This window comes from Streptomyces luteolifulvus (genome assembly GCF_008806595.1).
GTDB classification, from domain to species: Bacteria; Actinomycetota; Actinomycetes; order Streptomycetales; family Streptomycetaceae; genus Streptomyces; species Streptomyces luteolifulvus.
In genome coordinates, this window is record NZ_VZRB01000016.1 from 50,982 (window position 1) to 76,796 (window position 25,815).

24 protein-coding genes are annotated in these 25,815 nt (G+C 68.8%); 4 read left to right on the plus strand and 20 right to left on the minus strand.

From position 1 onward, the window contains the following. Positions 1-50: 50 nt before the first annotated feature. Together F7R91_RS22585 and F7R91_RS22590 are read right to left on the minus strand one after the other, a co-directional pair. A complete protein-coding gene (locus tag F7R91_RS22585) occupies positions 51-1,862 on the minus strand; it encodes an FAD-dependent oxidoreductase (RefSeq protein WP_150950919.1) in 1,812 nt (603 codons plus the stop codon). A gap of 109 nt (positions 1,863-1,971) precedes the next feature. Then, positions 1,972-3,255: a geranylgeranyl reductase family protein gene (locus tag F7R91_RS22590; RefSeq protein WP_150950920.1), complete on the minus strand. Its 1,284-nt coding sequence runs from the start codon at positions 3,253-3,255 to the stop codon at positions 1,972-1,974. Between the two features lie 98 nt (positions 3,256-3,353). Between F7R91_RS22590 and F7R91_RS22595 the strand changes: the two genes are divergently transcribed. Continuing rightward, entirely contained in the window at positions 3,354-3,878 is a 525-nt protein-coding gene (locus F7R91_RS22595; protein ID WP_150950921.1) for a GNAT family N-acetyltransferase, read from the plus strand. Positions 3,879-3,961: 83 nt separating this feature from the next. Continuing rightward, a complete protein-coding gene (locus tag F7R91_RS22600; RefSeq protein WP_225320744.1) occupies positions 3,962-4,300 on the plus strand; it encodes a PASTA domain-containing protein in 339 nt (112 codons plus the stop codon). Positions 4,301-4,375: 75 nt separating this feature from the next. Here F7R91_RS22600 and F7R91_RS22605 read toward each other — a convergent pair whose 3' ends face one another. From F7R91_RS22605 to F7R91_RS22625, 5 genes are all read right to left on the minus strand, one after another. After that, complete coding sequence (locus F7R91_RS22605) at positions 4,376-5,071, minus strand: demethylmenaquinone methyltransferase (RefSeq protein WP_150950922.1); 696 nt, start codon at positions 5,069-5,071, stop codon at positions 4,376-4,378. Between the two features lie 79 nt (positions 5,072-5,150). Continuing rightward, positions 5,151-5,756, minus strand: a complete 606-nt coding sequence (locus F7R91_RS22610; protein WP_150950923.1) for a hypothetical protein — start codon at positions 5,754-5,756, stop codon at positions 5,151-5,153. Positions 5,757-5,763: 7 nt separating this feature from the next. Beyond that, entirely contained in the window at positions 5,764-6,963 is a 1,200-nt protein-coding gene (gene mqnC / locus F7R91_RS22615) for a cyclic dehypoxanthinyl futalosine synthase (RefSeq protein ID WP_150950924.1), read from the minus strand. Positions 6,964-7,082: 119 nt separating this feature from the next. Then, positions 7,083-7,862, minus strand: a complete 780-nt coding sequence (locus F7R91_RS22620; protein ID WP_150950925.1) for a prepilin peptidase — start codon at positions 7,860-7,862, stop codon at positions 7,083-7,085. Continuing rightward, positions 7,859-10,837 (minus strand): bacterial transcriptional activator domain-containing protein, encoded by a 2,979-nt coding sequence (locus tag F7R91_RS22625; RefSeq protein WP_150950926.1) that lies wholly within the window; start codon positions 10,835-10,837, stop codon positions 7,859-7,861. Before F7R91_RS22625 ends, F7R91_RS22620 begins: the two co-directional genes overlap by 4 nt. A gap of 558 nt (positions 10,838-11,395) precedes the next feature. Here F7R91_RS22625 and F7R91_RS22630 point away from each other — a divergent pair. Then, positions 11,396-11,716 carry a hypothetical protein gene (locus tag F7R91_RS22630; RefSeq protein WP_150950927.1) on the plus strand — a complete coding sequence of 107 codons (321 nt, stop codon included), beginning with the start codon at positions 11,396-11,398 and terminating at the stop codon, positions 11,714-11,716. A gap of 325 nt (positions 11,717-12,041) precedes the next feature. Here the strand turns inward: F7R91_RS22630 and F7R91_RS22635 are convergent, their stop codons facing one another. From F7R91_RS22635 to F7R91_RS22670, 7 genes are all read right to left on the minus strand, one after another. Continuing rightward, the gene (locus F7R91_RS22635) at positions 12,042-12,464 is read right to left on the minus strand and encodes a hypothetical protein (protein ID WP_150950928.1); all 423 of its coding nucleotides are present in this window, start codon (positions 12,462-12,464) and stop codon (positions 12,042-12,044) included. 336 nt (positions 12,465-12,800) lie between these two features. Then, positions 12,801-13,876, minus strand: a protein-coding gene (locus tag F7R91_RS44510) for an IS630 family transposase (RefSeq protein WP_456243070.1) whose coding sequence is annotated in 2 segments (ribosomal slippage) — positions 12,801-13,387 and positions 13,387-13,876 — 1,077 coding nt in all. Because the reading frame shifts where the segments join, the coding sequence is not laid out codon by codon here. A gap of 140 nt (positions 13,877-14,016) precedes the next feature. After that, positions 14,017-14,973 carry an SUKH-3 domain-containing protein gene (locus F7R91_RS22650; protein ID WP_225320746.1) on the minus strand — a complete coding sequence of 319 codons (957 nt, stop codon included), beginning with the start codon at positions 14,971-14,973 and terminating at the stop codon, positions 14,017-14,019. A 4-nt stretch (positions 14,974-14,977) separates the two neighbouring features. Continuing rightward, a complete protein-coding gene (locus F7R91_RS22655; protein ID WP_150950931.1) occupies positions 14,978-15,421 on the minus strand; it encodes a hypothetical protein in 444 nt (147 codons plus the stop codon). Between the two features lie 549 nt (positions 15,422-15,970). Next, positions 15,971-16,399, minus strand: coding sequence for a hypothetical protein (locus F7R91_RS22660; protein ID WP_150950932.1), 429 nt, complete (start codon positions 16,397-16,399; stop codon positions 15,971-15,973). 11 nt (positions 16,400-16,410) lie between these two features. Continuing rightward, positions 16,411-21,024: a DUF6531 domain-containing protein gene (locus F7R91_RS22665; RefSeq protein ID WP_150950933.1), complete on the minus strand. Its 4,614-nt coding sequence runs from the start codon at positions 21,022-21,024 to the stop codon at positions 16,411-16,413. Between the two features lie 81 nt (positions 21,025-21,105). Further along, complete coding sequence (locus F7R91_RS22670; protein ID WP_150950934.1) at positions 21,106-21,753, minus strand: hypothetical protein; 648 nt, start codon at positions 21,751-21,753, stop codon at positions 21,106-21,108. A gap of 103 nt (positions 21,754-21,856) precedes the next feature. Between F7R91_RS22670 and F7R91_RS22675 the strand changes: the two genes are divergently transcribed. After that, positions 21,857-22,216 carry a hypothetical protein gene (locus F7R91_RS22675; RefSeq protein ID WP_150950935.1) on the plus strand — a complete coding sequence of 120 codons (360 nt, stop codon included), beginning with the start codon at positions 21,857-21,859 and terminating at the stop codon, positions 22,214-22,216. Between the two features lie 16 nt (positions 22,217-22,232). Here F7R91_RS22675 and F7R91_RS22680 read toward each other — a convergent pair whose 3' ends face one another. From F7R91_RS22680 to F7R91_RS22705, 6 genes are all read right to left on the minus strand, one after another. Then, a complete protein-coding gene (locus tag F7R91_RS22680) occupies positions 22,233-22,694 on the minus strand; it encodes a TadE/TadG family type IV pilus assembly protein (protein ID WP_150950936.1) in 462 nt (153 codons plus the stop codon). After that, on the minus strand, positions 22,691-23,131 hold the full coding sequence (locus tag F7R91_RS22685) for a TadE/TadG family type IV pilus assembly protein (RefSeq protein WP_225320747.1): 441 nt from the start codon (positions 23,129-23,131) through the stop codon (positions 22,691-22,693). The genes F7R91_RS22680 and F7R91_RS22685 overlap by 4 nt, the downstream gene beginning before the upstream one ends. Positions 23,132-23,136: 5 nt before the next feature. Then, positions 23,137-23,511 carry a TadE family protein gene (locus F7R91_RS22690; protein ID WP_161063856.1) on the minus strand — a complete coding sequence of 125 codons (375 nt, stop codon included), beginning with the start codon at positions 23,509-23,511 and terminating at the stop codon, positions 23,137-23,139. 117 nt (positions 23,512-23,628) lie between these two features. Further along, complete coding sequence (locus F7R91_RS22695) at positions 23,629-23,880, minus strand: hypothetical protein (RefSeq protein WP_150950938.1); 252 nt, start codon at positions 23,878-23,880, stop codon at positions 23,629-23,631. Between the two features lie 37 nt (positions 23,881-23,917). Then, positions 23,918-24,826 (minus strand): type II secretion system F family protein, encoded by a 909-nt coding sequence (locus F7R91_RS22700; protein ID WP_150951047.1) that lies wholly within the window; start codon positions 24,824-24,826, stop codon positions 23,918-23,920. 11 nt (positions 24,827-24,837) lie between these two features. Next, the gene (locus F7R91_RS22705) at positions 24,838-25,815 is read right to left on the minus strand and encodes a type II secretion system F family protein (RefSeq protein WP_150950939.1); all 978 of its coding nucleotides are present in this window, start codon (positions 25,813-25,815) and stop codon (positions 24,838-24,840) included.

A 25,815-nucleotide genomic window follows, 5' to 3' on the forward strand; every position in this document is an offset into this window, starting at 1 on the left:
GTTCGTGTCCCGGCCTGGCTTCGGGTTCATGTCCCGGCCGGGCTTCCGGCTCATCCCAAGTCGAAGGTGTTGGGCAGGCCCAGCCGGTAGCGCACCTCGTCGATCCGTTTCAGGGGTTCCATCTCCGGCGGGCGGTAGAGCTCCTGGACGCGACACCGCTCGGCGTCCGAATTATCCGCATCCAGCAGCGCGTTGACGGCCCGGCGCGCGGACTCGTTGGCGCCCTCCATCGTCGCGAGGTCCACATCGGTGCGGACGTAGTCGCCCGCGAGGAAGAAGTTGGGAACCCGGGTGGCCGCCGAAGGCCGGTTGTAGAGCGTGCCCGTGGGGTGGATGAGGAGCTGTTCGCGGTTCTGCGGGTCGGGGCCGCCGAGGCCCGTCACCGCCGGGTCCATGAACCAGCCGAGACGGTCGTCGTCCGTGAGCGTCGTCTTGCCGGCGTCGTTCAGGCCGTCCTTCAGCTGGGCCCAGAGCTCGGCGACGACCTCCTCCTTGGTGCACTCCTTGGCCGTCTTGCCGTACAGGATGCCGGGCCTGTCCCACTCGGAGATGATCGCGGACAGACAGTCGCGGGCCCGCCCGTCGCCGTAGTCGCGTGAAAAGTCCCGTACGTCCCAGAACTGGGCCTGTCCGACGCCCGTCACCGACCAGGGTGAGTCGAGGCAGTTGATGTGGCCGTGCACGACGGGCGTGGGTGTGCGCAGGTAGAACATCACGCCGGTCATCCAGTCCGTCCGCAGGGCGTCACAGCGCGCGAGCTGCGGGTCGGCCGCGCGCAGGGCCCGCCCCCAGGTCGTACGCGCGTGCTCGACGGGCAGCGCACAGACGTAGTGATCGGCCGTGACCGTGCGCTCCTGGCCGCCGTCGGGGGCGGACACCCGTACGCCGGTCACCCGCCCGCCCTCGTACAGCACCTCGCGCACCTGGGCGCCGAGGACGAACTCGACACCGAGGGAGCGCAGATACGTCTCCCAGGGATCGATCCACGCCTCGTTCGTGGGGGCGTTGAGGACCCGGTCGATGTCGGCGTCACCGTCCAGGCCGCGGCCGAGCACGCCCCAGAGGATGAGGGCCTCGATGATGATCCGGCCGACCGTTCTCGTCGACGCCACCTCCGCGCGGGTGGCGACGAGATTGCGGGTCTGGCCGATGCCGAGAAGCGTCCGGTACTCCTCGCTCATCTCCTCCGCCCGGATGAAGTCCCACCACGACACCTTCTCCCACTGGCCCTCGCGGCGGGCGTCGCAGCTCGTGAGGTGGACGAGGACCCGGTCGGCGAAGTAGGCCGCCTCGTGGGCCGGCAGGCGGGTGCCCAGGTCCAGGACGGACAGGATCTGGTCGCGGATCCAGGACAGAGTGAGGAAGCCGGGGGCGGGCGGGCTCGTGACACGGCGCAGGGGGACGTGCAGGTCCGGGCGGCCCGAGTCGCGCGCGAACAACTCCTCGGTGCCGTTGCGGAGGTTGTCGTGGACGCCGTTCGCGTTGCCGGGGAAGGGGATGCGGCGCATCGTGTCCGGCAGGTTCCGGTAGAAGCCGGGGAAGAAGCGGAAGCCGTGCTCGGCGGGAAGGGGCCCCCGGCCGCCGGCCGCCGTGCCGGGGACGTCCATCGAGCGGGCCTTGCCGCCGAGGGTGTCGTAGTACTCGTAGACGGTGACGCCGTAGCCGCGTTCGGCGAGTTCATGGGCGGCGCTGAGGCCCGAGACACCGCCGCCGAGCACGGCGACACGTCTGCCGGAGGCGGCACTCGCGCCTCCGGCAGGCCATAAGGCGAGGGTGCCCGCCACTCCCCCGGCACCCGCGAGGAAGGATCTGCGGGTGCGGCCGGTGCGGTCCTGGGGCTGCTCGGTGTGTTCTGTTGTCATGAGTACCGGAGGGTAGGGAGGGGCGGCGGAGGCCGGAACCCCGTTTCCCGGCCACCCACAGCACCCTCACAAACCCGGCGGATTCAGGGGCACCTGCCGCCGTCGGCGCTCACGCCTTGGGCGCCACCTTGCTCAGCCCGTTGATGATCCGGTCCATCGCGTCGCCGCCCGTCGGGTCGGTGAGGTTGGCGAGGAGCTTGAGGGTGAACTTCATCAGGAGCGGGTGGGTCAGGCCGCGCTGGGTCGCGATCTTCATGACTTTCGGGTTGCCGATGAGCTTCACGAAGGCGCGGCCCAGCGTGTAGTAGCCGCCGTAGGTCTCCTTGAGGATGCGCGGGTAGTGCTGCAGGGCCGTCTCCCGCTGCGCGGGCGTGGAGCGGGCGTGGGCCTGGACGATGACGTCGGCGGCGATCTGGCCGGACTCCATGGCGTAGGCGATGCCCTCGCCGTTGAAGGGGTTCACCAGCCCGCCGGCGTCGCCGACCAGCAGCAGCCCCCGTGTGTAGTGGGGTTGCCGGTTGAAGGCCATGGGGAGCGCGGCACCGCGGATCGGGCCAGTCATGTTGTCCGGGGTGTAGCCCCAGTCCTCCGGCATGGACGCACACCACGCCTTCAGGACCTCGCGCCAGTCCAGTTCCTTGAAGGAGTCGGAGGTGTTGAGCACACCCAGTCCGACGTTGGAGGTCCCGTCGCCCATGCCGAAGATCCAGCCGTAGCCCGGCAGCAGCCGGTCCTCGGCTCCGCGCCGGTCCCACAGTTCGAGCCAGGACTCCAGGTAGTCGTCCTCATGGCGCGGCGAGGTGAAGTACGTACGGACCGCCACGCCCATCGGACGGTCCTCGCGGCGGTGCAGGCCCATCGCGAGGGACAGCCGGGTGGAGTTGCCGTCGGCCGCCACGACGAGGGGCGCGTGGAAGGTGACCTCCCGCTTCTCCTCGCCGAGTTTGGCGTGGACGCCGGTGATACGGCCGGTGCGGTCGTCGACGATCGGCGCGCCCACGTTGCAGCGCTCGTACAGCCGTGCCCCCGCCTTCTGGGCCTGGCGGGCGAGCTGCTCGTCGAAGTCGTCGCGCTTGCGGACGAGGCCGTAGTCGGGGAAGGAGGCGAGATCCGGCCAGTCCAGTTGGAGGCGGACGCCGCCGCCGATGATGCGCAGACCCTTGTTGCGCAGCCAGCCGGCCTCCTCCGAGACGTCGATGCCCATCGCCACGAGCTGCTTGACCGCACGTGGGGTGAGCCCGTCGCCGCAGACCTTCTCGCGCGGGAACTCGGTCTTCTCCAGGAGGAGTACGTCGAGACCGGACTTGGCGAGGTGATACGCGGTCGTGGAGCCGGCAGGCCCCGCGCCGACGACGATCACATCGGCAGTGTTCTCGGAGAGGGGCTCGGTCACGGCGGGATCTCCCCATGTTCAAAATCAGCGTGCCGACCGGCACCGGACATGGGCAGTCTATTCAGCGATACCGATCACCCGGCTGAAGGGCTGCCCCCATGAACCGAGCTCTGCCCGTAGTACGGCTGCGCGTACCCACCGACGAGGACGCCGTCACCTGGCACCGGATCTTCGACGACCCGGATGTCATGGAGTTTCACGGCGGTAAGCCGTCGGAATTGTCCGTCTACGAGGAGCTCACCGCCCGCCAGCGCCGGCACGACGCCGAGCTCGGCTTCTGTCTGTGGACCATGCTCGACGCGTCGGATCGGGTCATGGGTTTCACCGGTGCACAGCCGTGGCCGCAGGACTGGGGCCCGAAGGGCGAGATCGAGATCGGCTGGCGGCTGGGCCGGGAGTACTGGGGCAAGGGGTACGCCACCGCGGCCGCGCGGATGACGCTGGAGCGGGTGCGCGCCGCGGGCGTGCCGACCGTGGTGGCGATGGTGCTCGCCCGCAACACCCGGTCGATCGCGGTGACGCGGCGGCTGGGCATGCGTCTCGACGAGGTGTTCGTGACGCCGGCGCCGGAGCAGGAGGGGCACTGCTATCGGCTCGATCTCGCAGATGGTGACGCAGGGTAATCGACTGTTACAGAAAGACATCTGCCGCTTCCGGACGGTACCCGGCGGGAGTTACCCTGCCGGTACCGCTGGGGGTGACGTCTGTGCATATATCGCCCAAGACACCCGAAGTGCGCGTACCGCGACTCGTCGGTCTCATGGCCGTGGACGCGCGCAGAACCGCCGACGCACGCGGGGTACTGCTCGCCGCGCCCGACCGGCCCGACTTCCATCTGACCGTCGTCGACTACGTCGTACGGCAGTACCCGCTGCCCGGCGTCGAGGTGCCGCGCGGGGCCGTCGTCACGGTGTGGTTCGACTTCGGCGAGGGTGAGGGCGGCGGGGGCGCAGGAGTGCGCGAGCCGCGCCTGCCGCGTCCGCCGAGCGGCGGGCTCCAGCGGGAGCTCGACGAGCCGGGCGATCCGTACGCGGTCGTGGTGTGACGGGGCCGAGCGCGGTCGTGGTGTGACGGGCCGTACGCCGTCCTCGTACGACCTCGTACGACGGAGCGGCGGGGCTCAGCTCTCCTTGTACCCCCGGTGCAGGGCCACGATCCCGCCCGTCAGGTTCCGCCAGGCCACCTTCGACCAGCCGGCCTTCTGCAGACGCTCGGCGAGGGCGGGCTGGTCGGGCCAGGCGCGGATGGATTCGGCGAGGTAGACGTATGCGTCGGGGTTCGAGGACACGGCGCGGGCGACCGGCGGGAGGGCGCGCATCAGGTACTCGGTGTAGACCGTACGGAAGGGCGCCCAGGTCGGGTGCGAGAACTCGCAGATCACCACCCGGCCGCCCGGCTTGGTCACCCGGTACATCTCGCGCAGCCCGGCGTCCGTGTCCTGCACGTTGCGCAGCCCGAAGGAGATGGTGACGGCGTCGAAGGTGTCGTCCCGGAACGGCAGCTTCGTCGCGTCGCCCGCGGTGAACGGCAGCCAGGGGTGCCGCTGCTTGCCCACCCGCAGCATGCCGAGGGAGAAGTCGCAGGGGACGACATACGCGCCGGTACGGGCGAACGGCAGCGAGGAGGTGGCCGTACCGGCGGCCAGGTCCAGGACCTTCTGGGCCGGCCGGGCGTCGACGGCCCTCGCGACCTCCTTGCGCCACACCCGGTCCTGGCCGAGCGACAGCACGTCGTTGGTCAGGTCGTACCGTTCCGCCACGTCGTCGAACATCGAGGCGACTTCGTGCGGCTGCTTGTTCAGGGAAGCGCGGGTCACCCCGCCATTCTTGCAGCACGCCCGCACGGGACTCACGGGAGGAGTGCGGCACGGTGCGGCACGGCGGCTCGCTGGATGGTCAGCGGCGCCGGTACACCAGCCGCCCGTCCACCACGGTGGCCACGCACGTTCCCGCGCCGCGCTCCGCGAGTTCGGCCTCGTCCCGTACGTCGAACACGGCGAACCGGGCGGCGGAGTTCCGCTCCCTCGGGGCCGCGAACTCCACCGGCAGCCCGGAGTCGTACGGGTCGAGGGCGGGTGTCCCACCGGGGCGTCCGACCCGGCCCACGATCAGGAACCCGGAGCGGCGCACGGCGTCCCGCACCGCGCGGATGCGCAGTTCCTCACAGGCTGCCCCGACCGTTCCGTGGGCCAGCATGCGCTGCACCGCGCGCCGGGCGCCGGCACCCCAGCGGGCGTCGTCCATGGCGAGCGCCGCCAGCGCGTCCCCGGTCAGCGGCTCGGTGCCCAGCTCGTCGGCCTCGCGCGGATCCGGGTGGTAGGCCTCCTCCAGCAGCTCACTGCCGTGCGGATTGATCAGTCCGGGCGTCAGGATGCCGGGCCATTTCCGCACCCTCGCCGCCGGATGGGCGGCGACGAGCTCCTCCAGCGGCCCGGCGCCGGCGATCCAGACGCCCTCGACAGCGAGCGCCCGGCCGTGGGAGTCCGCGTGAATCGTCAGCACGAGTACGTCAGTTGGAGGCGAGCAGCTTCAGCTCGGGGTGCGCGGTCCCGCCCTCGATCGCGGTGGACGAGATGTGGGACATGACCCGCTCGTCGACGGGGTCGTTCGCCGGGTCGTCGTGCACGACGAGGTGCTCGTACGTCGTCGAGCGCTGGGCCGGCACCCGCCCCGCCTTGCGGATCAGATCGATGATCTCCAGCCGGTTGGAGCGGTGCTTGGCGCCGGCGGAGGAGACGACGTTCTCCTCCAGCATGATCGAGCCGAGGTCGTCGGCGCCGTAGTGCAGGGAGAGCTGGCCGACCTCCTTGCCCGTCGTCAGCCAGGAGCCCTGGATATGGGCGATGTTGTCCATGAACAGCCGCGCGATCGCGATCATCCGCAGATACTCGAACAGCGTGGTTTGCGTGCGGCCCTTCAGGTGGTTGTTCTCGGGCTGGTAGGTGTACGGGATGAAGGCCCGGAAGCCGCCGGTGCGGTCCTGCACGTCCCGGATCATCCGCAGATGCTCGATGCGCTCGGCGTTGGTCTCGCCCGTGCCCATGAGCATCGTCGACGTGGACTCGACGCCCAGCCTGTGCGCCGCCTCCATGATCTCCAGCCAGCGCTCGCCGCTCTCCTTCAGCGGGGCGATTGCCTTGCGGGGCCGCTCGGGAAGGAGCTCGGCGCCGGCACCGGCGAAGGAGTCGAGGCCGGCGGCGTGGATCCGGGTGATGGCCTCCTCGACCGACACCTTGGAGATCCGGGCCATGTGCTCGACCTCGCTCGCCCCCAGGCTGTGGATGACGAGCTGCGGGAACTCCTTCTTGATGGCGGAGAAGTGCTTCTCGTAGTACTCGACGCCGTAGTCCGGGTGGTGACCGCCCTGGAACATGATCTGCGTACCGCCGAGTTCGACGGTCTCCGCGCACCGGCGCAGGATGTCGTCCAGGTCGCGGGTCCAGCCCTTGGCGGTGTCCTTGGGGGCCGCGTAGAAGGCGCAGAACTTGCACGCCGTGACGCACACGTTCGTGTAGTTGATGTTGCGCTCGATGATGTACGTCGCGATGTGCTCGGTCCCCGCGTACCTGCGGCGGCGTACGGCGTCGGCGGCGGCGCCGAGCGCGTGCAGCGGGGCGTCGCGGTAGAGGTCGAGCGCCTCCTCGGGGGTGATCCGTCCGCCGGCCGCGGCACGGTCGAGCACTGACTGGAGGTCGGCCTTCTCGGTCACCGGGGCGTCCCTTTCGTAAGGGTTGTGGACAGACCGAACCAGCCTACGCCAGGCGTTTTACGGGACGGACGTCAGGCCGCGCACGCGCCGCGACGTCAGGCCATGCACGCGCCGGGGCATCACGCCGTGTAGGCGCCGATGAGAAGCCCGGCGTACGCGCCCGCGATCAGGAAGGGCCCGAACGGGATGGCCGTCTTGCGCCCGGCCCGCCGCGCGACGACCAGGGCGCCGCCGTACAGCGCCCCCAGCAGGAACGCGGCGAAGGTGCCGAGCATCACCGTCGGCCAGCCGTACCAGCCGAGGACGGCGCCCAGGCCGAGCGCCAGCTTCACATCGCCGAAGCCCATGCCACCGGGGTTGATCAGGAACAGCACGAGGAAGCCGCCGCCGAGGGCGAGGGCGGCGAGAAGCGCGGTCAGCCAGTCCCCGGCATGCTCAGGAAGCAGCGTGACCAGGCCCAGCAGCACCAGCGCGGCGGCCGCGAGCGGCAGGGTCAGCATGTCCGGCAGCCGCTGCACCCGGAAGTCGACGACGGCCAGCAGCACTCCGGCCGGCGCGAGCAGCAGCCAGACGGCGACTTCCGGCCGGGGCCCGGTGGCGGCGGCGAGAGCGGCGCAGAGCAGGGCGGTGACCAGGGCGAGGAGGGGCGTGCTGGGACCGTACGCGCCTCTCGTCCCCTGCTCGGGTACTACGACGGCTCCGCTGTCCTCGGCCGGGAGCGCACCGCCGCACTCCCCGCACCGCGCTCGGCCGACCCAGCCGACGACCGGATGCCCGCCCGGGCAGGTGTCCCGCCAGCCCTCCCCCGACGGGACGGAGAACCGGTAGGCCGCCCGGGGCAGCAGCGTCCCCGCCGCCGCGCCCCACAGCGCGGCGGCGGTCACGAGGAGGCCGGTCATCCGGCCGCGGTGACGCCGCCCCGCCACGTCGGCAGCAGCTCGTCGAGCAGCGCCTCGGTGCGCGGCGGCAGGCCGCGGGCCCCGCCGCGGCCGACGAGGTCGGCGGCGAGGGCCTGGAGCCGGTCGGTGTCGTCGGTGGAGTGGGTGGCGCGCAGCAGCTCGTTCCACAGCCGCTCGTCGTCCGGGGCGGTGCGCACCGCCGCGTTCAGGGCCTCGATCGCCTTCTCCGCGCGGTCCTTCTCCAGGTGGAACGCGGACAGCGCGAGCCCGATGTCCGCGACGAGCAGCGGGAGTTGGGCGTCGACGATCTCATGGGTGAGCCAGCGGTAGCGGCCCTCGGGGCGGTCGGCGAGCAGCGGCCCGCGCACCAGCACCAGCGCGTCGGTGAGCAGCCGCCCGCGGACGGCCCGGTTGTCGACGCCCCTGCCCTGGGTGGCCTCGTGGTACAGCGAGCGCAGCACATCCAGGTCGGAGACGACGGACTTGGCGAGGGTGAGCCGGCCGGACGCGTCGGCGGTGAGCCGGGGCGAGCCGTCCGGGTCGGTGCCGAGCCAGGCACGCAACCGTTCGAGGAGTGCCTCGCGCACATCGTCCGTCACGCCGCGCGGCCACAGCGCGGAGGACAGCACCCGCGGGTGCACGCCCTCGCGGTGCAGGAGCAGCAGCGCCAGCGCCTCGTGCAGCAGCGCGCTGCGCTCGCCGTCCGGCGTCTCCAGGCCGATGATCTCGTACGGGCCGACGAGACGCGCGTACACCGCGGGCCGCCCCTGCTCGCTGATGTCGACCAGGAACGGCGGGGTGTTGGTCGGCCCGTCGGGCCCCTGGTCGGGGTCGGCCTGGACGAACAGCTCGACGACGGCCTGCTGCTGGGCCGCCGGCAGCAGCTGGGCGTCGAGTTCGAGCCCGAGGAGCGGGGCGAGCAGCTTGCCCTGGCCGGTTATCTCCATCTCCCAGGCCGCGCCGGGCAGATCGCCGGTCTCGGTGCCGACGAGGTAGCCGATGCCGAGGCGGGAGGCGTCGGCGGCGAGTTCGGCGAGCTTGACGGCGTCCTCGGCGGACGGCTGGGCGGCGAGCAGGACGAGGTGCGGGGCCCAGCGGGTGTGCTGGGCGGGCCCCGTACGGCCGGTGAGAACGGAGTCGTGGCCGGCGGCCCCGAGCGCGCCGCGCCGCTGCCGCGTCTCGGCCTCCATCGTCTCGAGGAGCGCCTCTGTGTCGTCGAGGTGGCGCAGCCGGTTGGGCGCGAGCGGAGTCAGATCCTCCCCGAACCCGACGAGCGTGATGGTCATACGGTCCGACCAGCCGTTGGTGGCGAGTTCGGCGGCGACGGAGGCGAACACGGCGGCCCGGTCGGCCTCGCGGCCGCTCAGGGAGACGATGCCGGGCACGGCCTCCAGGTTGAGCAGCAGGCGCGAGTCGTCCATGGTGCCGAGGCTGACGAGGCCGGGGTACGGGGCGGCGGTGTCGGTGTCGCCGTACTGCTCGGCGTCGCTGCGGGCCAGCAACCAGAACGTCTGGTCCTGCCCGAGCTGCCACGGAGCCGGCGGCTTGCCGGACGGCTGGGCGAGCTGGAGGTGCAGATCGCCGTTGCTCATCCAGGCCGCGTAGACGGTCGGCAGCGGGCGCGACTCGGCGGCGAGGGACGCGGCGAGCCCGCGCAGCGACCGGTCGAGCAGTCGTACGCCCTCGGGGTCGGCGCCGACCAGCAGCGCGTCCTGCACATCCAGGGCGTCCCCGGTCGGCGTGGGCGGCTCCATGCCGCGCCGCCCGCCGACGGCCCCGAGCGCGGACTGCCAGAGCGCGTGCCGCCGCCGGCGACCGAGGGCACCGAGGAGACCTGCGGCGAGGAGGGGGGCGCCGATGAGGGCTTGGGGCAGCCCGAAGGCACTGCTCTCCTGCGCGCTGCCGGCGTGCTGCTGATTCTGTTGCTGACTGTTCTGCTGCCGGTTCTGCTGCTGGTGCTGATCGGGGGCGGGCCGCTGCTGGGGCAGGGAGACATGCGAGGCGCCGGCGCCTGCGCCTGCGCCGCCCTGCTGACCACCACCGCCCTGGGCGTGATCCCCGGTCTTGGCATAGTCGTGGATCTGCTGCTGCACCTGCTGCGAGACGTTGGGCGCCTCGTCGGGCATCTCCACGAGCTCGCCGCCCCGCGCGTCGCCGGGCATCTCCATGATCCAGCCGGGCCGGATGAGGCTGGCCTCGGACAGCCGGGAACCGTCCGGCTGCACACGGTCCTTGTTGAGCTGGAAGATCTCCTTGTACCGGCGCCCGTCACCGAGGTGCCGGTCGGCGATCTCCCAGAGGGAGTCGTGGTGACGCCCCTCGGGCGGCTGGATCCGGTAGTACTTGGTGTCGCCCTTGGCGGTGCCGGCCCCCGCGTCGGCGTGGGCGGCGGCCTGGGAGGCCTGCTCGGCAAGCGCGGCGGCGGTGCTGGCGGCCTGCTCCTGCTGCTGGGCGAACAGACCGGGAGTCTGCTGGGCCGCGGCAACGGTGGGCTTCTGATTCCCCTCCAGGCTCTGCCCGAGCTGCGACAGCCCCGGAGTCAGGCTCGCGGCGGTGGCGCCGACCAGCAGCAGCGCGGCGACGAGCTGCCGGGCGAGCAGCTGACTGGGCCCGGCCCCCGGAACCCGCCCCGGCACGCCCACACCCGACAGCGCGGCCTTCACCTCGACGAGCACACACGCGGTGAACTGGGCCCACGCACACCAGACGACGACGGTGAGGATATGCAGGAAGGTACCGACGGTGACGTCCTGCTTGAGCCAGTCCATCGGCGTGAACTCGCTCGGCAACGGCCACCCGACGAGCACGGCGAGCGCCCCCGGCACACCGATGACCAGAACGAGCAGGGCAACGAAGGCGAAAAACGCCTTCACGAAGTCCCCGAAGCTGCGCCGCCGGACACTGACCGGCTGCGGTGTCCGGTTCCTCGGGCTCGCCGAGCTTCCCGTCGAGCTTGAAGTGCTGCGTCGCGCCATGGCGGGTGTCCTGGGTCGTGTGTGGAAGGGGTGGGTCAGGGGGGTGTGTTGAGCCTACAGAGATCTTAGGGACTGCGACTGACAGCGTCGAAGGTTGGGCGGGGACGGGCCTCGCAGCCACGCCCGCATCCTCATCTTCTGCCCGAGAAGCCCGAGTTGCCCCTGAAGTCATCGCGCCTGCACCCGCAGAATCCCGCCGTTCGCACCCGCGACGCCACACCTCTCACACTCCCCACACATTCCCCCGCGGTTGCTCAACGGCCCCTCTACCGTGCCCTGATAGCTTCGTTCCCTGTCGCATACACGAACCACGGGGGGGAGATCGACTGTGGCCTGCCGCGCCCAACACCGTCGTTGCGAGTGCTGCGGCGTCGGCATCGACACCGTCCGGCGCGAAGCGTCCGGAGATCACTCTCCCCGACAACTTCCAGCTCACCGGCTGCTAGCGATGCGGGCTCGTCGCGAAAGTCAGGGCGCCTCCGGCAACTGCGACGAGGACTGCCAGTAACCCTTCACACAGGGCTCACCACTTCACGCCTCCAAGGAGCGAACCCCGTCATGCCCCGCCCCGCCCCCACCCGCGCGACCCGCAAGAACCTCATAGGCCTCGCCACCCTCGGCATGGCTGCTTCGGCCGCCGCCCTCACAGGGTGCACCGGCGGCACCGACGACGCGGCCGAGCCGACCGCCTCGCCGAGTGCCGCTCCCAAGGGCGCCGTAACCCGCCAGCAGGCAGCGAAGATCGTCGACTTTACCGACTGCTGCGCTGTCCGCAGCGATAGTGAACACCGTTCCGTCCAGTCCGCCTCCCGGGCGCGTCCGCAGCACGAGACGGCGATGGGACACCCTGGTAGGACCAGAGCTGGAAGGGCCGCTTGAAGTGGAGGGAAGCTTCCCCTCTCGGCCCAAGACTTGCGATTGCACTGCGGCTCGCCCCCCTCGAAGGAACTGGCGACGACTTTTCCATTCTTGCGCTAGATGACCCGGGCTTGCACGGAGACGGGGGCGTTCTTGATCTGCGAACAGTTCCTTCATCACCCCAACTGGCATCCTCTGGACCCTGCCAACCTCACCCGCTGGTTCCGCAGCTTCCTCGACCGGGCCACTTCCCTCAGCGGTAACCGGCCACTGACGTTGCCACCAACGTTACCGTCAAAGCACCAGGATGCCCGCCGAGAGAACCATCGGCGGGCTCCTGTATTAGCTATTCGGAGGCGACCATGAAAGCCACGACGCGGCCACTGGTCGGCACACTTTCGGCGAGTGGCCCGAGGGAATCTCCCTTGATAATGACCGTCTTCCCGTTCTTTGCAGTAACGACTCCACGAGCAAAAACAGTCAGAAACACCTCTACTGTCACCGCATTCCGCCCATCTCCGCGAATAGGCGCAAACTGATGGAATGCATCCTCTTCTAGACCGGAAAGCCAGTCACTCTCGGAAGCTACAGCAATCCAGTCACCTTGCCGCGTGATTTGCACACCGGAAACGCCGAGTAGAAGCGCCTCCAATGCTATTTGTGAGGCAACCTCCACGGGGTTATAAACCCCACCTCTAAAGAAACGAGACTGCTCTCGCCGGATATACTCCAGCACGTCAACAGTGACCAGATCCTCAGGGTGAAACACGGACACCACCACTGGCTCGCAGCTGATTGAATAGATCGAATGCTGATGTCGGGATGTGAAACTCCTCGCCCGCGAACGATGGCGATTTCGGACTCGTTGGGATGGATCGCGTAACAGCACCCGCGTCCCGCAACTGAGCCATCGCATCATCAGTGATGGTGACCCTAACCATGGCTCCACGACCATTCCTCACGGCGAAGAACTCGGCATCACTAGCATGTGTCGCCACGAAGAAACCTCCCGGGCCATCCGTGTGCTTGGCAGCTGCTTTACTCGCGTCCAAGCCATTATTCAGAATGTCGACGAGGGAACTGAGGTTTTCGCTTCGGGGTGACGTCATGGCGGGGCCAGGGTGAGGCCGGTCTCGGTAATGAAGCCGTCGAGGAGGTCGGCCCGGTACTGCATCTTCTTCAGCCGGGTGCGGGTCAGGTCGGCGAGGGCGTCGACAGTGCAGGCTGCAAGGTTGCCCAGGTCGTTCTTCAAGTTCGCCCACACGCCTTCAGCCGGGTTCAGGTCCGGGGCGTAGGCCGGCAGGCGGAAGACGGTCAACCACCGCTGCCGGGCGGCCAATAACTCGCGCATCAGCGTGTGCTTGTGCTGAGTGGAGTTGTCCCAGACCAGCACGATCTTTCCGCCGAGCTGCTGGTGAGCGGCCTCCAGCAGGTCAGCGAAGTCCTGCTCCCTGAAACCGTTCTTCTCACGGCGCCGTCCGGGGTGGTGAACGAGCATCCGGTAGATCAGGCGGGTCCGCTCGCCCGGCTTCGCGCAGACCATCCCGGCCACCGACACCCTCCCCGATCCCTTCCCTGACACCCTGACCTGCGGCGACACTCCGATGCGGGACCAGGTGCGGGCCTTGGGCGGACGCAGCGCCTGGCCCGACTCGTCCTCGAACACCAGCCACGCGTCCTGCTCCCTCACCTTCTTTCCACGCGCGCCCACGTCTCCTCCCGCCACACCCGCACCTGCTCCTCGTCCCGCTCCGCGGCCCGGTGCACGGGGACCTGGACGGAAAAGCCCATCTGCCGCAGGATCCGGGACAGTTGCGGCTGGCTGAAGCGCACGTGGAAGCGCCGGGCGACCAGCACCGAGATCCTCGCCAGCGTCCAGCGCTGGTCCTCACTCCAGCCGTGCACGGCCGGGCCCTGCTCCAGCGCGCGGGCCAGCCAGGCCCGCCAAACCGGCTTCATCCGCGAGGCGACCCCCGAGGGGCCCTTGGACCGCAACGCGTCCATTCCGCCCTCCCGCCAGGCCGCCTGCCAGGCGTACGCGGACTTCCGCGACACCCGTAAGGCCCGCGCGACCTGCGGAGGCTTCAACCCCACAGCTAACAACTCGGCGGCCTGGAACCGCACCTGCTCCCGCCGGGCCCGCTCCACCGCGGTCAGACCGCCCCCATCGGGATACCTCATCCCACCGGCATACACCCACTGCCGAAGTCACCCCACTCAAAGCCGCCCGCGACCACAGCCCCGCCGCCTGCCGTGTCCAGCACCCTGGCCATCCCGCAGGCCCGATGCACCGCGACACGAGGCACGCCGGACCGCCTACGTCAACGGTCGACCTGGCGAATCGGCCTGGTGAGTTTTCCCAGGGCCTCGTCGGGTGTGGAGGCCAGGAGCCTGACCGAGTCCATGCCTGCGTAGACCGCGCCGTCCTCCGCCATGGCCACGTACTGGTTCCGGCGGTCGATCATGCCGAGGGGATAGAGATCGGCTCCCGCCTGCTCGCCGAGGTCGTCGAGGATCTCGGCGTCCCACATCGCCAGGAGCGGGTCCAGCCGGAACTCCGCCCATGGCATCGAGTCCAGTGGTGCACGGAACGGGACTCCCACGTAACCGAATTCCGCGAGAAATCTCCGTGCGGCGTCGTGGATCTCGTATTCGCCAGTCTGCAGGAGAATGTTCTCCCACGTCCCGGTGGGGATCGACCGGCCAGGGGCCCAGCCTGCTGCCCGCAACACACGATCCGTGTCCGCGGGCCAGCGCCGCCCGGCATCGTCACCGGTTTCCACGACATCGAGCCGCCGCCAGAACGCGTGCGTACCCACCGGTGCGTGCAGTACCCCGGAGGTGGCAGAGGCGCTCTGGGTCGACACCAGCCGGTCCAGGGCCTGATCCGGGGTCTTGGCCAGCAGTTCCACGCGATCGCGGGCGATATAGAGCGCGCCGTCCTGGGCGATGCCGAGGTGACTGCTTCCTTCGTCCGCCGTGCCCACGGGGTACAGGGGCGTTCCCGCGTCCCGGCTCATCCTCGCGAACGTCTCGTCCTCCCACTCGGCTTGGAGGGGATCGAACCTGACGGCCGACCGGGTGGTGACCGGGTCGGCGGGCCAACCGTACGTGATCAGCCCACCGAATTCGGAGAGGAACCGCCGAGCGGCCTCGTGGGGCACGAAGGTCCCGCGCTCGCGCAGGATCCACTCCCACGCCTCCGTCGGCACCGACCGACCGGGCCGCCAGCCGGCCCGACGCAGCACACCATCGGTCTCCGCGGACCAATGCTGCATTTGATCAGGGCTCATCACATAACCGCCCGAACACCCAACTCATCAAGAACATGTTGACAGGACGCGCAAGGCGCCTTCGGAACACCGTGCATGGGATTGCCTTCTCGCGCACGTTCACGGCCGCCATGACCCCGCCTCGGGGGTCCACCCCGGCCTTCATGGCCTTCGACAGCGCTTCGGCCTCGCCGCACTTCGAGTGTGCTCCGCCGACGCTCTCCTTGACGGCCTCCGGGACCCGATCATAGGCAGCTTGCACGTCAGGGTGCAGGTCATGACTGCCACCGCCCTTGATACTCGCACCGTGGAACGGCTCGCCATGCCCCGGCACCGACAGCCTGCCGTGCTCGTCGGCCTGGTCTTCTTGTTGGAACACCGCTGCGGACTTGCCCACCCACTCCAGCATCGCGTCCTCACCGGTCGTGTCCCGCGACGTGGTGTAGGGGATCAAGCACTATGCATTCCGGTTCAAGGCTCATGTCGAAGTGCGTGGGGCGGCAGCCCACGAAGCCTCCTGGTAAGGGGAGTTGGACACCCGATCGGGCCGAGCCGCCGTCCCTGACCTGCGGATTCCGCTGTCTTGATCCCCTGCACCACCTGGCGGGACGCCATCTCCTCACCGGCCATCCCATTGACCAGACCCAACGCCTCCGACACATCGTCCGCGAAGTCATGCAGCCGTCTTCGCCAGCGACCGCACCCGGTCCGGATCACCGGGCGTCGGATCCCCCTCCAGATCCAGCACATGCCAATCCCGCGGCCGATACCCCGCCATACCCCAACCCCCGTCACACGCGCACCGTCAACAACCGTATGCACACGCGAACTTACAAGGCACACCCGTTAGACGGAAAGGTCAATGTGCACAACTGCCGGTCGACACGCCCGCCGTCCACAGCCACCAGCCCTGCCGAGTGCCAGTGGCCCGGACACCTCGGCCGGCGGTCGCTGATCGGGCGCTCGATCGCATGCGGCCCGGCCAGCGGATGAGGCGGCGCCCCTACTGCAAGAGGTCGTCCGAGAAGGGGTCGGCCTGCTCTCCCCATTGGAAGCTGTAGTTCCCCCTGGTCTCGTCAAAGGCAACATTCAGTCCACGATCCGGGAGTTCGAACTCACGCCTGAGCCAGCCGTCCATGGCCAACGCTGCAACTTCTGATCGGAAGTGGGCGAGCGGGAAGGTGAGCGAAGTGACTTTGACGAGCAGACCCTCGGGATTCCGCGAAACAAGATCGGAGGCGTGGGCCGCCAGCCCGAAAGAAAGCCAGGCTGCGTCCCGCCAATTTACGCCCCTGGGCAGAGCCAGGCGCACATTCCGGTCAACCTGCAGGAAGAACTCCTCGGCAGCGCCCAAAGAGACGGACTCGGCTGCCAGGTCTGCAGCGAGACCGCCCAGTGGACTCCGGAAGCGATATTTGAACGTGCTGCTCACGTAGACCCATCCTAGAACTTCAATAGGTGGAACACCGACTTGCTGAAGATATTCTCCGCCTGCCCCATTCCCGTGGGGGCTCGGACATAGTCATAGTCATGTGGAAGTCCATCACCCCAGAGTCGGCTGTGTTTGTCCGCGAATTCCGTCGCGGCGTCCTCCCCGATCTCATGGAGGTCGATCTTCTTCATGTTCTCAAAATCACTCGCACTCACCCTGAACGGCATGACTTCCACTACGGCGCCCCGCCCGCGCAGCCGTTCAGCGTATCGCTCGGCATCCGCACGAGACTCCCATGAATAGACGCCTTCTCCGTAGTGTCCACGGTTCTCGGCCGTAGGCCACGGCGTACCGTCACCGCGTAGACGCGCGGCATTCTCGGCGTCTTGCACGGTGTAGAACTCATGGTAGTCGGGCGCCAGTCCGAGGCTGTCGGACCGGGTGTGCGGTGTGGTGACGTAGGCGATCGGGTTCGGCGCAGGTTCGAGGCCAAGCGGATCAGGGGACAGGTATCGGGCACTCTCAGGGTCGTAGTGCCGGAAGTAGTTGTAGTGCAGTCCGGTCTCGGGATCGAAGTACTGGCCGGGAAAGCGGAGTGGGGTGTAGGTAGTGCTGTCGGCCGCCCAGGCCGTACTGCCCCATACCGTGCTGCGCATCCGCCATGCGATCTCGCCTGCCTCGTCAATGAGCTCTCGCGGTGTACCTATCAGATCGGTGACGATGGCGAAGAAGCGCACGTCGACGTCTTCCTGCGAGCTTGCGGCGCCCGCTGCCGCCGTGATGCGCTCCGTCTGGCCAATGGGGCGGCGGCCTTGATGGTCCCAGGTGAGCGTGATCCGATGAGGCAACTCATCACTGGTGGTGGTCTGTTCGCAAAGGGTCGTTCCGTCCCAGGTGAAGTCGGTGCGCTCGGTGACTGTTTCGCCGTCGGCGGCCATGCGCAACTTGGCCGTTCGACGTCCCAGGGGGTCGTAGGTGTAACGCCAGGTCGTTCCGTCAGGTGTGCGGATCACCGTCAGACGGTCCTCCGCATCCCATCCGTAATGCCAGGTGTCGGGCTTGCGGGACAGACGGGTCTTCTGCCGCAGGACGACGCGGCCAAGTGCATCGTGTTCGTACCGTACTCGGCCGGCACTGGTAATCCTGGTTCCGTGGTAGGAGCGCGGGCCAGTCGCCTCGTGATTGGGGTGCGCGGCCGGCCACATGGCGTGCGTCTGGTTGCCAGCCTCGTCATAGGCGTACGTCTCCGACCAGTTCGACGCGTGAACCGCCGTAACTCGGCCCGTCGCGTCCAGATCGAAACGTTGGCGACCGCCGAGCAGATCATCGATGCCTGCCAAATGGCCGTCCGTGCGGTACGTGTAGGACCGATGCTGAACCGATCTGCCGTCACGTCCAGTCACTGACTGGGCGGTGATCCGCCCCAGCGAGTCAAACGTGTGCGCCAAGGTGACCGCATCACCGATGTGCCGGGTGATCTCGCGGCCGACAGGGTCGTACGCGAAGTCGATGCTGCGGCCCGACGAGGTCAATCGGACGGGATGGCCGACCTCGTTGTAGGCCCACGAACTCGTCGCCCCCGTCGGTGTCGTGCGGTGGGTGCGACGTCCCAACTCGTCGTGGATGTAGGTGACGGTACGGCCGTCCACGGTCTCGGACACGAGGCGGCCCAAGCGATCGCGCTGCAGCACAACCGTTGCATCGGGGCCCACCGCTTCGACGAGTTCGCCGAAGGGGTCGTAGGTGAATGTCGTCACCAGACTGTCCACGTTCTTGCGGGTGACCCGTCCCATGACATCGCGCTCGTAATGGACGGTCTGGCCCAGGGTGTTGGTTCGGGTGGACAGGCGGCCGGCGGCATCGTGCGTATAGGTCAGGACCCGGTCGTCGAAGTCCTTCTCCGATATCAGGCGCCCGACCGCATCGTAGGTATAGGTCCACGTCAAACCGTGCGGACTGGTGACCTTCGTCAAGCGCAACCCGGCGTCATAGTCGAACTCGTGGCGAACGCCGTCCGGGCCCGTGCGGGCGGAGAGAAGGTCAAAATGGGTGTACTCGTATCGGGATACGGAGCCGGTCGCGTCGACGTGGACGGTGCGGTTGCCTTCTGCGTCGAATTCCCATGCCTCAGCCGAGCCGTCCGGGGCAGTACGTTGCACAAGACGCCCTTCCACGGTCCACTTCAGCCGGGTCACAGCGCCCGTCGCGTCGGTGATGGCGGTAGGTCTGCCGAAGGCGTCTCTCACACAACTTGTCACCCCGCCCAACGGATCGATGGTCGACACGGGCAGTCCCGCCGGGTCGCAACGAACCGCCGTGACGTTGCCCAGCGGATCGATGACCGAGGTGAGGCGCCCGTGAGGGTCGTACGTGAAGCAAGTCGTCTTTCCTGCGGGGTCGGTCACTGATGTCCGGTTACCACAGTCGTCGTATGTCAGGCGATGGGTTAGGCCGTCGAGGCTGACGACCGCGATAGGACGCCAGAGTTCGTTGTACTCCACACTGGTTTCGCAGCCGTCAGGACGGAGGACACTGACGGGTTGATCACTCTCGTTGCTCACGATCTGTGTGGTGTGACCAATGGCGTCCGTCCAGGACAACAGACGGTGGTGCTCGTCGCGTTCGGTCGTGGTCACTGCTCCCAAGGCGTCGATTTCGGCGACTACCTGGCTGTTGTCGTTGACTACGAAGCGGGTGACCGCCCCTTCGGCGGTCGTCAGGGTGGTGACTCGGTAGCCGGGCCATGCGGAGTCGATGCCGTCGTAGTCGAGGCTGATCGTGATGTGCCCCGCCTCGCCGCCCTCGGCGATACAGCGGTCGTGGTGATCGTAGGCATAGGCGTAGCGGCTGTTGTTCGTGTCCGTCCAGGACGTGATGCGCAGGCGCTCGTCATAGGTGAACCGCAGCGGGAGCCCACTGGAATTGACAGTCTCGGTGAGATTGCCGTCGGAGTAGCCGTAGCGCTTGATGATGACGTCCGAGCCGTCCTCGGCTGCCCCGGTCAGGCTCAGGGCCTTCACGCGGCCGTCGCCCGTCGCGAGCTTGAGGTGGTAGCCGCCGGAGTGGCGGATGGCGAGGGGCGTACCGTGCTCATCGTAGTCGAAGGTGATCGTGTGCTGGTTGCGATCGGTGATCCGGGCCAGCAAAGCGATGCCCTCGGCGGGGCGCGTGAAGTGGCGGGCGTGACCCGTCAGCGGGTCGTCGATACGGTAGCCGCCGTCATCCAGGCGGATCAGCGGCAGGCGCGGGCCGGTCTGTGGCAGCACCTCGCTCTCCGGGGTCGTGGGATGGGGGTAGGCGAGCAGCAGGCCGTCTTCGGTGACGAAGACGATGCCCTCGGCGTCGATCTCCAGGCGCTGGTCGATGGTGGAGGCCCAGGTGGGGCCGAACCACCAGCCGCACCGGTAGTCGGAGGCGACGCGACGGGTGAAGGCCAGCGACAGCAGGCCCGGCAGCTCCACGTCAGTCTGCGGCAGGTACATGGCACCAGTAGCCATGTCGACCGGGTCGCTGCCCTTGGAGCGGACGACGCTCTTGACCCGGTTGTAGGCCCCCTTGGCGCCGTCGGCGAGCATGCCCCGGGCGTTCTTGCCCAGCCCGCGCACCGCCAGGCCCATGCCCTTCAGGCCGCCTCTGATGCCCTTCATCGCCGCCAGGCCGCCCTTGAGCCCCTTGGCAAGGCCGCCGAGCGTGGTCAGGCCCTTCATGCCCGGGATGCAGTCCAGGGCGGCGAGTCCCACGTCCCACAGGGATGCCCGGCCCTTGGAATACTTGTAGAGCGTGTCGGCCAGGACCACGAGCGCGGCGATCAGCACGATCGCCCCCAGGATCGGCCCACCGATGATCATCGCGACGATCCCGACCACCGCCACCACGATCTTGCACGCCGCGACGATGGTGTCCCAGTTGTCGCTGAACCAGTCCCCCACCTCCTCCCACCACGACCGGTTCTGGATCCCCGCATCCGACGCCTCGTCGATCTTCGACTTCGCGTCCCGCGCCGCCTCCTCCCGCATCATCCGCGCATCCGCAGCCATCTTCTTCGCGGCGTCGAGAGCGTCCTGCGCGTCGTTGACGTCCGACTGCGCCTTGGCGTGCGCGGAGTTGGCCTGCTGCGCATCCCGGGTCGCGGCCCGCACCTTCACCTCGTCCGGCTTCTCAGCCGTGGACTTGCTGCCGGTCGGATCGTCCTTGTACTTGTCCGCCTCCTTGTTCGCCCGCGTCACCCACGAATCCGCCGACGACAGACGGGACTGGGCAGAGGACAGATCCGCCTGCGCCTCCCGCGCCCGGGCCAGCGCCCGGTCCGCCAACGCCTGCGCCCGCTCCAGCTTCGGCCAGAAGTCCGCCAGAGCGTCCCCGCACAACTCATAGGACTTCTTCAGCTTCTTCAGATTCTTCGGCACCCCGGAGAACTCGTCCTGGAACACCGCAGCGGACTTGCCCACCCACTCCAGCATCGCGTCCTCACCGGCCATCCCGTTGACCAGACGCAACGCCTCCGACACATCGTCCGCGAAATCGTGCAGGGTCTTCGCCAGCGACCGCACCCGGTCCGGATCACCCGGCGTCGGATCCCCCTCCAGATCCAGAACATGCCAATCCCGCGGCCGATACCCCGCCATACCCCAACCCCCGTCACACGCGCACCGTCAACAACCGTATGCACACGCGAACTTACAAGGCACACCCGTTCAGCGGGAAGTTCATTCGGTGAACCGGAACGTCGAAGTGATCGCGTCGAAGATGTCGAAGAACGACTCCGCCAGGTCCAGCACCTGGCTGCTGCCCGCCACCAGTGCCACCTTGCCCTCCTGCCCGGGCACCGGGATGAACGTCTGCATCAGCACAGCTCGGATCGTGCGGTTCAGCTCGTCCCCGGGTACGACGATGTCCTCGATGCCGTACGTCCGCGCCGCCGGCCCCACCCCGGGAATGTCGACGGTCGTCACCTTCCGCCACGCATCCCCCTCCCGCTTCGCCTCCTTCACCGCGAGCTGACTCGCGATCACGGCCGGATCCGTCGACAGCGGCTCGCCCCGCTGCGTCCGGCCTCCGACCAGCGACACGGTCACCGAGCCGGTGATCGGCGTGTCCCCGCCGAAGCTCTCCGCCATGCAACCGCAGTACAGCGCGCCCGACTTCCACGCGTCCGCCGCCGCCTTCTGCAGGAAGGAGGTGTAGAGGTCCCGGTACTGAGCCAACTCCGGCCGCTGCTTGAGCCGTTCGTTCACCATGCGTCGTATCGAGTCGTCCCGGGACTCCGGACGGACGTCGAACTCCCACCAGGACTCGGGCACCTTGATCCGGAAACCGCCGCGCTCGACCGTGAGCGCCTCCATGTAGCGGGCCATGACGTCGACCTTCCCCCTTCGTCATTCGCTCGATCACCCGTACTCACACCGATCCGTTGTACGGTGCCGATCAGACTACGAGGCACGGACGGGGGACGGACACATGGGCAAGGGCAAGAGCGACCTCTCGCTGCCGCTGGGCGAGCTCGAAGGCTACGGCCGTCGGCTGCGCTCCCTCAAGACCCGGCTGAATCACACCAAGAAGCTCTTCGATTCATACAAGGACGACGTCGGCCACGGCAGTGTCAACGACGCGCTCGACGACTTCGAGTCCAACTGGGAGGACGGCCGCGAGGACATCACGCAGCAGCTCGATGCCCTGGCCGACATGTCCGACGCCGTCGTCCGCGAGTTCAAGAAGCTCGACGACGAACTCGCCAAGCAGGTCAACGAGAAGATGAAGACGGAGGACAAGCGGGGCGGCAAGGGGGGCAAGGGAAGCGGCAACGGCGGCGGCAAGTAGGCCGCCCGCGCCCCGCTCAGCCCACCTCGTTCTCCGCCACAGCCTGCCCGTGCACGACCACGTCCCCGCCGTAGAACATCCCTGTGAACACCGGCGAGTACGTCAACTGGACCTCGACCTCGACCTGTTGGGCGTCGGCGACCACGCAGTGGGTCGCGGCGATGTCCGCGCCGGACATGTCCATCTCGCGGGCGAAGGTCTTCACCCGGGCGTTGCAGTTCTGGAAATTGATCGGCGCGGGGCCGCCCTCGTTGTCGTAGAGGGCCTCCCTGTCGATGTCCTGGGCGGCGAAGCGCGCCGCCTGTTCGGCGATGTCCGCCGCACGCTCCCGTTTGGAGATCGACAGCCCGCCGTCGATGACGAAGGCCGAGAGGGACAGGAAGACCAGCGCGAAGATGATGACCGCGCCGGCGCCCGAGCCGCGGTCGTCCAGCTGTGTGCGGCGGGCGCGCCACCAGGTCCGTACGAGATCCCTCACGCCGTCCTCCGGTACGGGTCCAGTGGCGAACTGAAGCTCGCCGTCAGCCTCGTGGGGACGTCCAGTCCGAGCATGGCGAGGCCGCGCACCTGGCAGCTCACCTCGACGGTGAAGATGGTGTCGGGCTCGAAGCCCGCGCTCGTCTGCGTCACCGACACCGGCCCCGTGCACACGTCCTCGAGATTGGCCTCGGCCGCCTTGCGGGCCTCGGCCATCGCCGTCGCGTGGTCCTTCTGGATCGAGCCGGCGCGGGCCGCGTCCCGGGCCGCGCCGTCGAGCGCGCCACGGCCGTCGACGAGCTGCCCGAAGGCCACCAGGACCAGGATGAACAGGATCATCACCGGGGCGAGGATCACCACCTCGACGGTGGACAGGCCCCGGTCGTCGCGCCGCCGGAGAAACCTCTCCGCACGGCCGTTCATGTACGAGAAATCCATCAGTCCTACCTGTCCCGCACAAACCGCTCCACCGGCCCCGACGACTGCGCATGCACCGTCAGGTCCAGTCCGGGAAACACCGACGGCACCCGTGCCGTGATCTCGACGCCCACCGTGTTCTGCTCCGGCTGCAGCGTCGTCACGTTCGGCGACAGCACCAGTTGCGGGCCCAGTTGGCTGATGTAGCTGTCCACCACGTTCCTTGCCTCGCCCCGCCAGGCCCCCGGCTGTTCGTCGGCCGTCGCGCGGGCCTTGCGGGCGCCCGCCTGGGCCGCGGCCTGGGCCACGTGGTCGGCGAAGAAGTACAGCGCGAACTGCACCGTAGCGAAGATCATGAAGAAGAGGACGGGAGTGAGCAGCACGAACTCGATCGCGGTCATGCCGGAATCACCGCGGGTGGCCGCCTCCTTGCGTGCGGTCTCCACCCTGCGGCGTACCCATTTGTCTCCGCGCACGAGCAACCCCGTCAACCCCCGTCAGCCCCGTTGTCCGTGCGATCAGCAGGTGCCGCTCGCCTTGGCGCCCTTGATGCAGTCGCCGACCTTGTTGGCGCCCTCGCTCAGCGCGGCGTTGATGATCGCGGCCACCACGCCGACGATCGCCACGACGACCGCGGAGATGATGACCCACTCCACCGCGGAGGCACCGCGGTCGAGTTCGCCGGAGCGGGCGCGCTGCACCCGGCCCTGGAGGAAGGTGATCAGGAAGTCCACCCCCGGGATCCCGGTGCTGAAGTTCCGTCCGTTCATGGTGTGTTGTCCTCTCGGGAAGAAGGAGTCGTCGACATCAGACCTGGAAGACCCGCATCGCCGCGGGGAAGATCAGGAACACCAGGAAGCCCGCGCACAGCAGGAGCTGGGCGACCAGCATCGACTGGGACTTCTCGCCCGCGCTGCCCTCGATCTCGGCCAGTTCGCGGTGCCGCATCGTCTCGGCGCGCGAGGCGAGCGACTCACGCACCTTGGCGCCGTCGTCGGCGACCAGGGCCAGGGAGGCGGAGAGGTCCTTCAGCTCCTCCACACCCAGCTCCTCGCCCAGCGAACCCAGCGCCTGCCACTGGCTGATACCGGTGATACGGGCGTCGGCCAGGGCGTTGCGGATACGGCCGGTCGCCCAGCCGTCGGAGACCTCCGCGGCGGCCATCAGCGCCTCGGGCAGACCCCGGCCGCCGGCGAGGCTCATGGAGACCAGGTCCAGATACGCGCCGATGACGCGCCTGAGGTCGCGTCGCTTCGCGGCCGCGTCCCGCCGTACCTCCAGGTCCGGCAGGAAGAAGAAGATGCCCGCGCAGGCCAGCGCCAGCCAGACCGGGATGATCGGGCTGCTGCCGAAGCCGAGCGTCCACACGACCGCGAACAGGAACGGGCCGAAGAACAGGCCGGCCGTGCCCAGCAGCACCTTGGTCGCCAGGAACTTCTCCCAGCTGCGGTCCAGGACCGCGAGGTCCGCGCGCAGCGAGCGCTGCTCCCAGCCCTGCTGCAGGTAGAACTCGGCGACCCGCAGGCCGACTTCGGCACGGAAGGAGCCGAAGCGGCCCTTGTCCCGCGCCCCGCGCGACGACTCGTACGCCGCTCCGCGCGCCCGCATCGCGTCGATCCGCGCGACCTGCGCGACCGCGCTGCGCTTCGACGGCATCAGAGCGCGGACGAGGACGTAGACGCCGAGGCCCAGCACGGCGCCGACGACGATCGGCATCGTCAGATCGTTCACCGTCGTACCCCCTCTTCCTGCGAAGCCGCCCCCTGCTGCTGAGGCATCCGGGGACGTACGAACTGGACCGACGACTCGTCGCGCACCAGGAAGCGTTCGGGCGTCTCGATGGTGGACAGCTTGCGCAGCCACCAGAAGCCGAGTGCGAACAGGCCGCAGACGACGGCGAGGACCAGCTGGCCGACTGCGGTGCCGTACGGCTCGACGAACTCCCGGTTGAAGACGGACAGTCCGAGGACGAACGCGATCGAGACGGCCACGACGATCTGCACCGACCGCCGGGTCGACGCCCGCTGCGCCATCACCCGCTGCCGCATGTCGACCTCCTCGCGCGCCGACTTGGCCAGCGCGCCGAGGACTTGGCGCAGACCCGGGCCGCGCAGCCGTGCGTTGAGGATCAGCGCGGCGACTATGATGTCGGCGGACGCGTCGTCGATCTCGTCGGCGAGCAGCTGGAGCGCTTCGGGGAGCGGGGTGCGGGAGCGCAGCCGGTCGACGAGCGCGTCCAGGTGCGGCCTGAGGACGGGGGCCGCGGCCCGCGCCGACGCCGGGATGGCCTGCTCCAGGCCGACCGCGCCGGCGATGGTGTCGCGCAGCGACTCCGTCCAGGAGGCGAGGGCCTCCACACGCCGCATGGCGGCCCGCTCCTCCGCGGCGCCGCCGAAGAGGCGGTCCCAGAAGAAGACGAGGACGCCGGCCGCAACACCGGCCACCGCCCAGCGGGTGAGCAGCAGGACGACGAGGCCGACGATCGCCGCGAGCGAGCCGCGCTGTCCGGCGAACCGGATCAGTTCGTTCGCGCGCTCGCTGGCCTTCTGCTTCTCATGGTCGGGCTTGGCGGGCAGTCCGCGTACGGCGACCATGAACAGGGCGAGTCCGCAGCCGACGGCGACGCCGCTCGCGATCGAGTACAGGACGGTGGCGGAGAACAGGCCGCCCATGGAGCCGAGCGAGCCGAGAGCGATGGGCATCAT

What these genes read in the sequence shown, in the direction of transcription:
- F7R91_RS22685 (WP_225320747.1), bottom strand. Translation starts at nt 23,131, where the DNA reads ATGGATTTCTCGTACATGAACGGCCGTGCGGAGAGGTTTCTCCGGCGG.
- F7R91_RS22675 (WP_150950935.1), top strand. Translation starts at nt 21,857, where the DNA reads ATGGGCAAGGGCAAGAGCGACCTCTCGCTGCCGCTGGGCGAGCTCGAA.
- F7R91_RS22585 (WP_150950919.1), bottom strand. Translation starts at nt 1,862, where the DNA reads ATGACAACAGAACACACCGAGCAGCCCCAGGACCGCACCGGCCGCACC.
- F7R91_RS22705 (WP_150950939.1), bottom strand. Translation starts at nt 25,815, where the DNA reads ATGATGCCCATCGCTCTCGGCTCGCTCGGCTCCATGGGCGGCCTGTTC.
- F7R91_RS22700 (WP_150951047.1), bottom strand. Translation starts at nt 24,826, where the DNA reads ATGCCGATCGTCGTCGGCGCCGTGCTGGGCCTCGGCGTCTACGTCCTC.
- F7R91_RS22595 (WP_150950921.1), top strand. Translation starts at nt 3,354, where the DNA reads ATGAACCGAGCTCTGCCCGTAGTACGGCTGCGCGTACCCACCGACGAG.
- F7R91_RS22620 (WP_150950925.1), bottom strand. Translation starts at nt 7,862, where the DNA reads ATGACCGGCCTCCTCGTGACCGCCGCCGCGCTGTGGGGCGCGGCGGCG.
- F7R91_RS22670 (WP_150950934.1), bottom strand. Translation starts at nt 21,753, where the DNA reads ATGGCCCGCTACATGGAGGCGCTCACGGTCGAGCGCGGCGGTTTCCGG.
- F7R91_RS22625 (WP_150950926.1), bottom strand. Translation starts at nt 10,837, where the DNA reads ATGGCGCGACGCAGCACTTCAAGCTCGACGGGAAGCTCGGCGAGCCCG.
- F7R91_RS22630 (WP_150950927.1), top strand. Translation starts at nt 11,396, where the DNA reads ATGCCCCGCCCCGCCCCCACCCGCGCGACCCGCAAGAACCTCATAGGC.
- F7R91_RS22690 (WP_161063856.1), bottom strand. Translation starts at nt 23,511, where the DNA reads ATGACCGCGATCGAGTTCGTGCTGCTCACTCCCGTCCTCTTCTTCATG.
- F7R91_RS22650 (WP_225320746.1), bottom strand. Translation starts at nt 14,973, where the DNA reads ATGCAGCATTGGTCCGCGGAGACCGATGGTGTGCTGCGTCGGGCCGGC.
- F7R91_RS22665 (WP_150950933.1), bottom strand. Translation starts at nt 21,024, where the DNA reads ATGGCGGGGTATCGGCCGCGGGATTGGCATGTTCTGGATCTGGAGGGG.
- F7R91_RS22695 (WP_150950938.1), bottom strand. Translation starts at nt 23,880, where the DNA reads ATGAACGGACGGAACTTCAGCACCGGGATCCCGGGGGTGGACTTCCTG.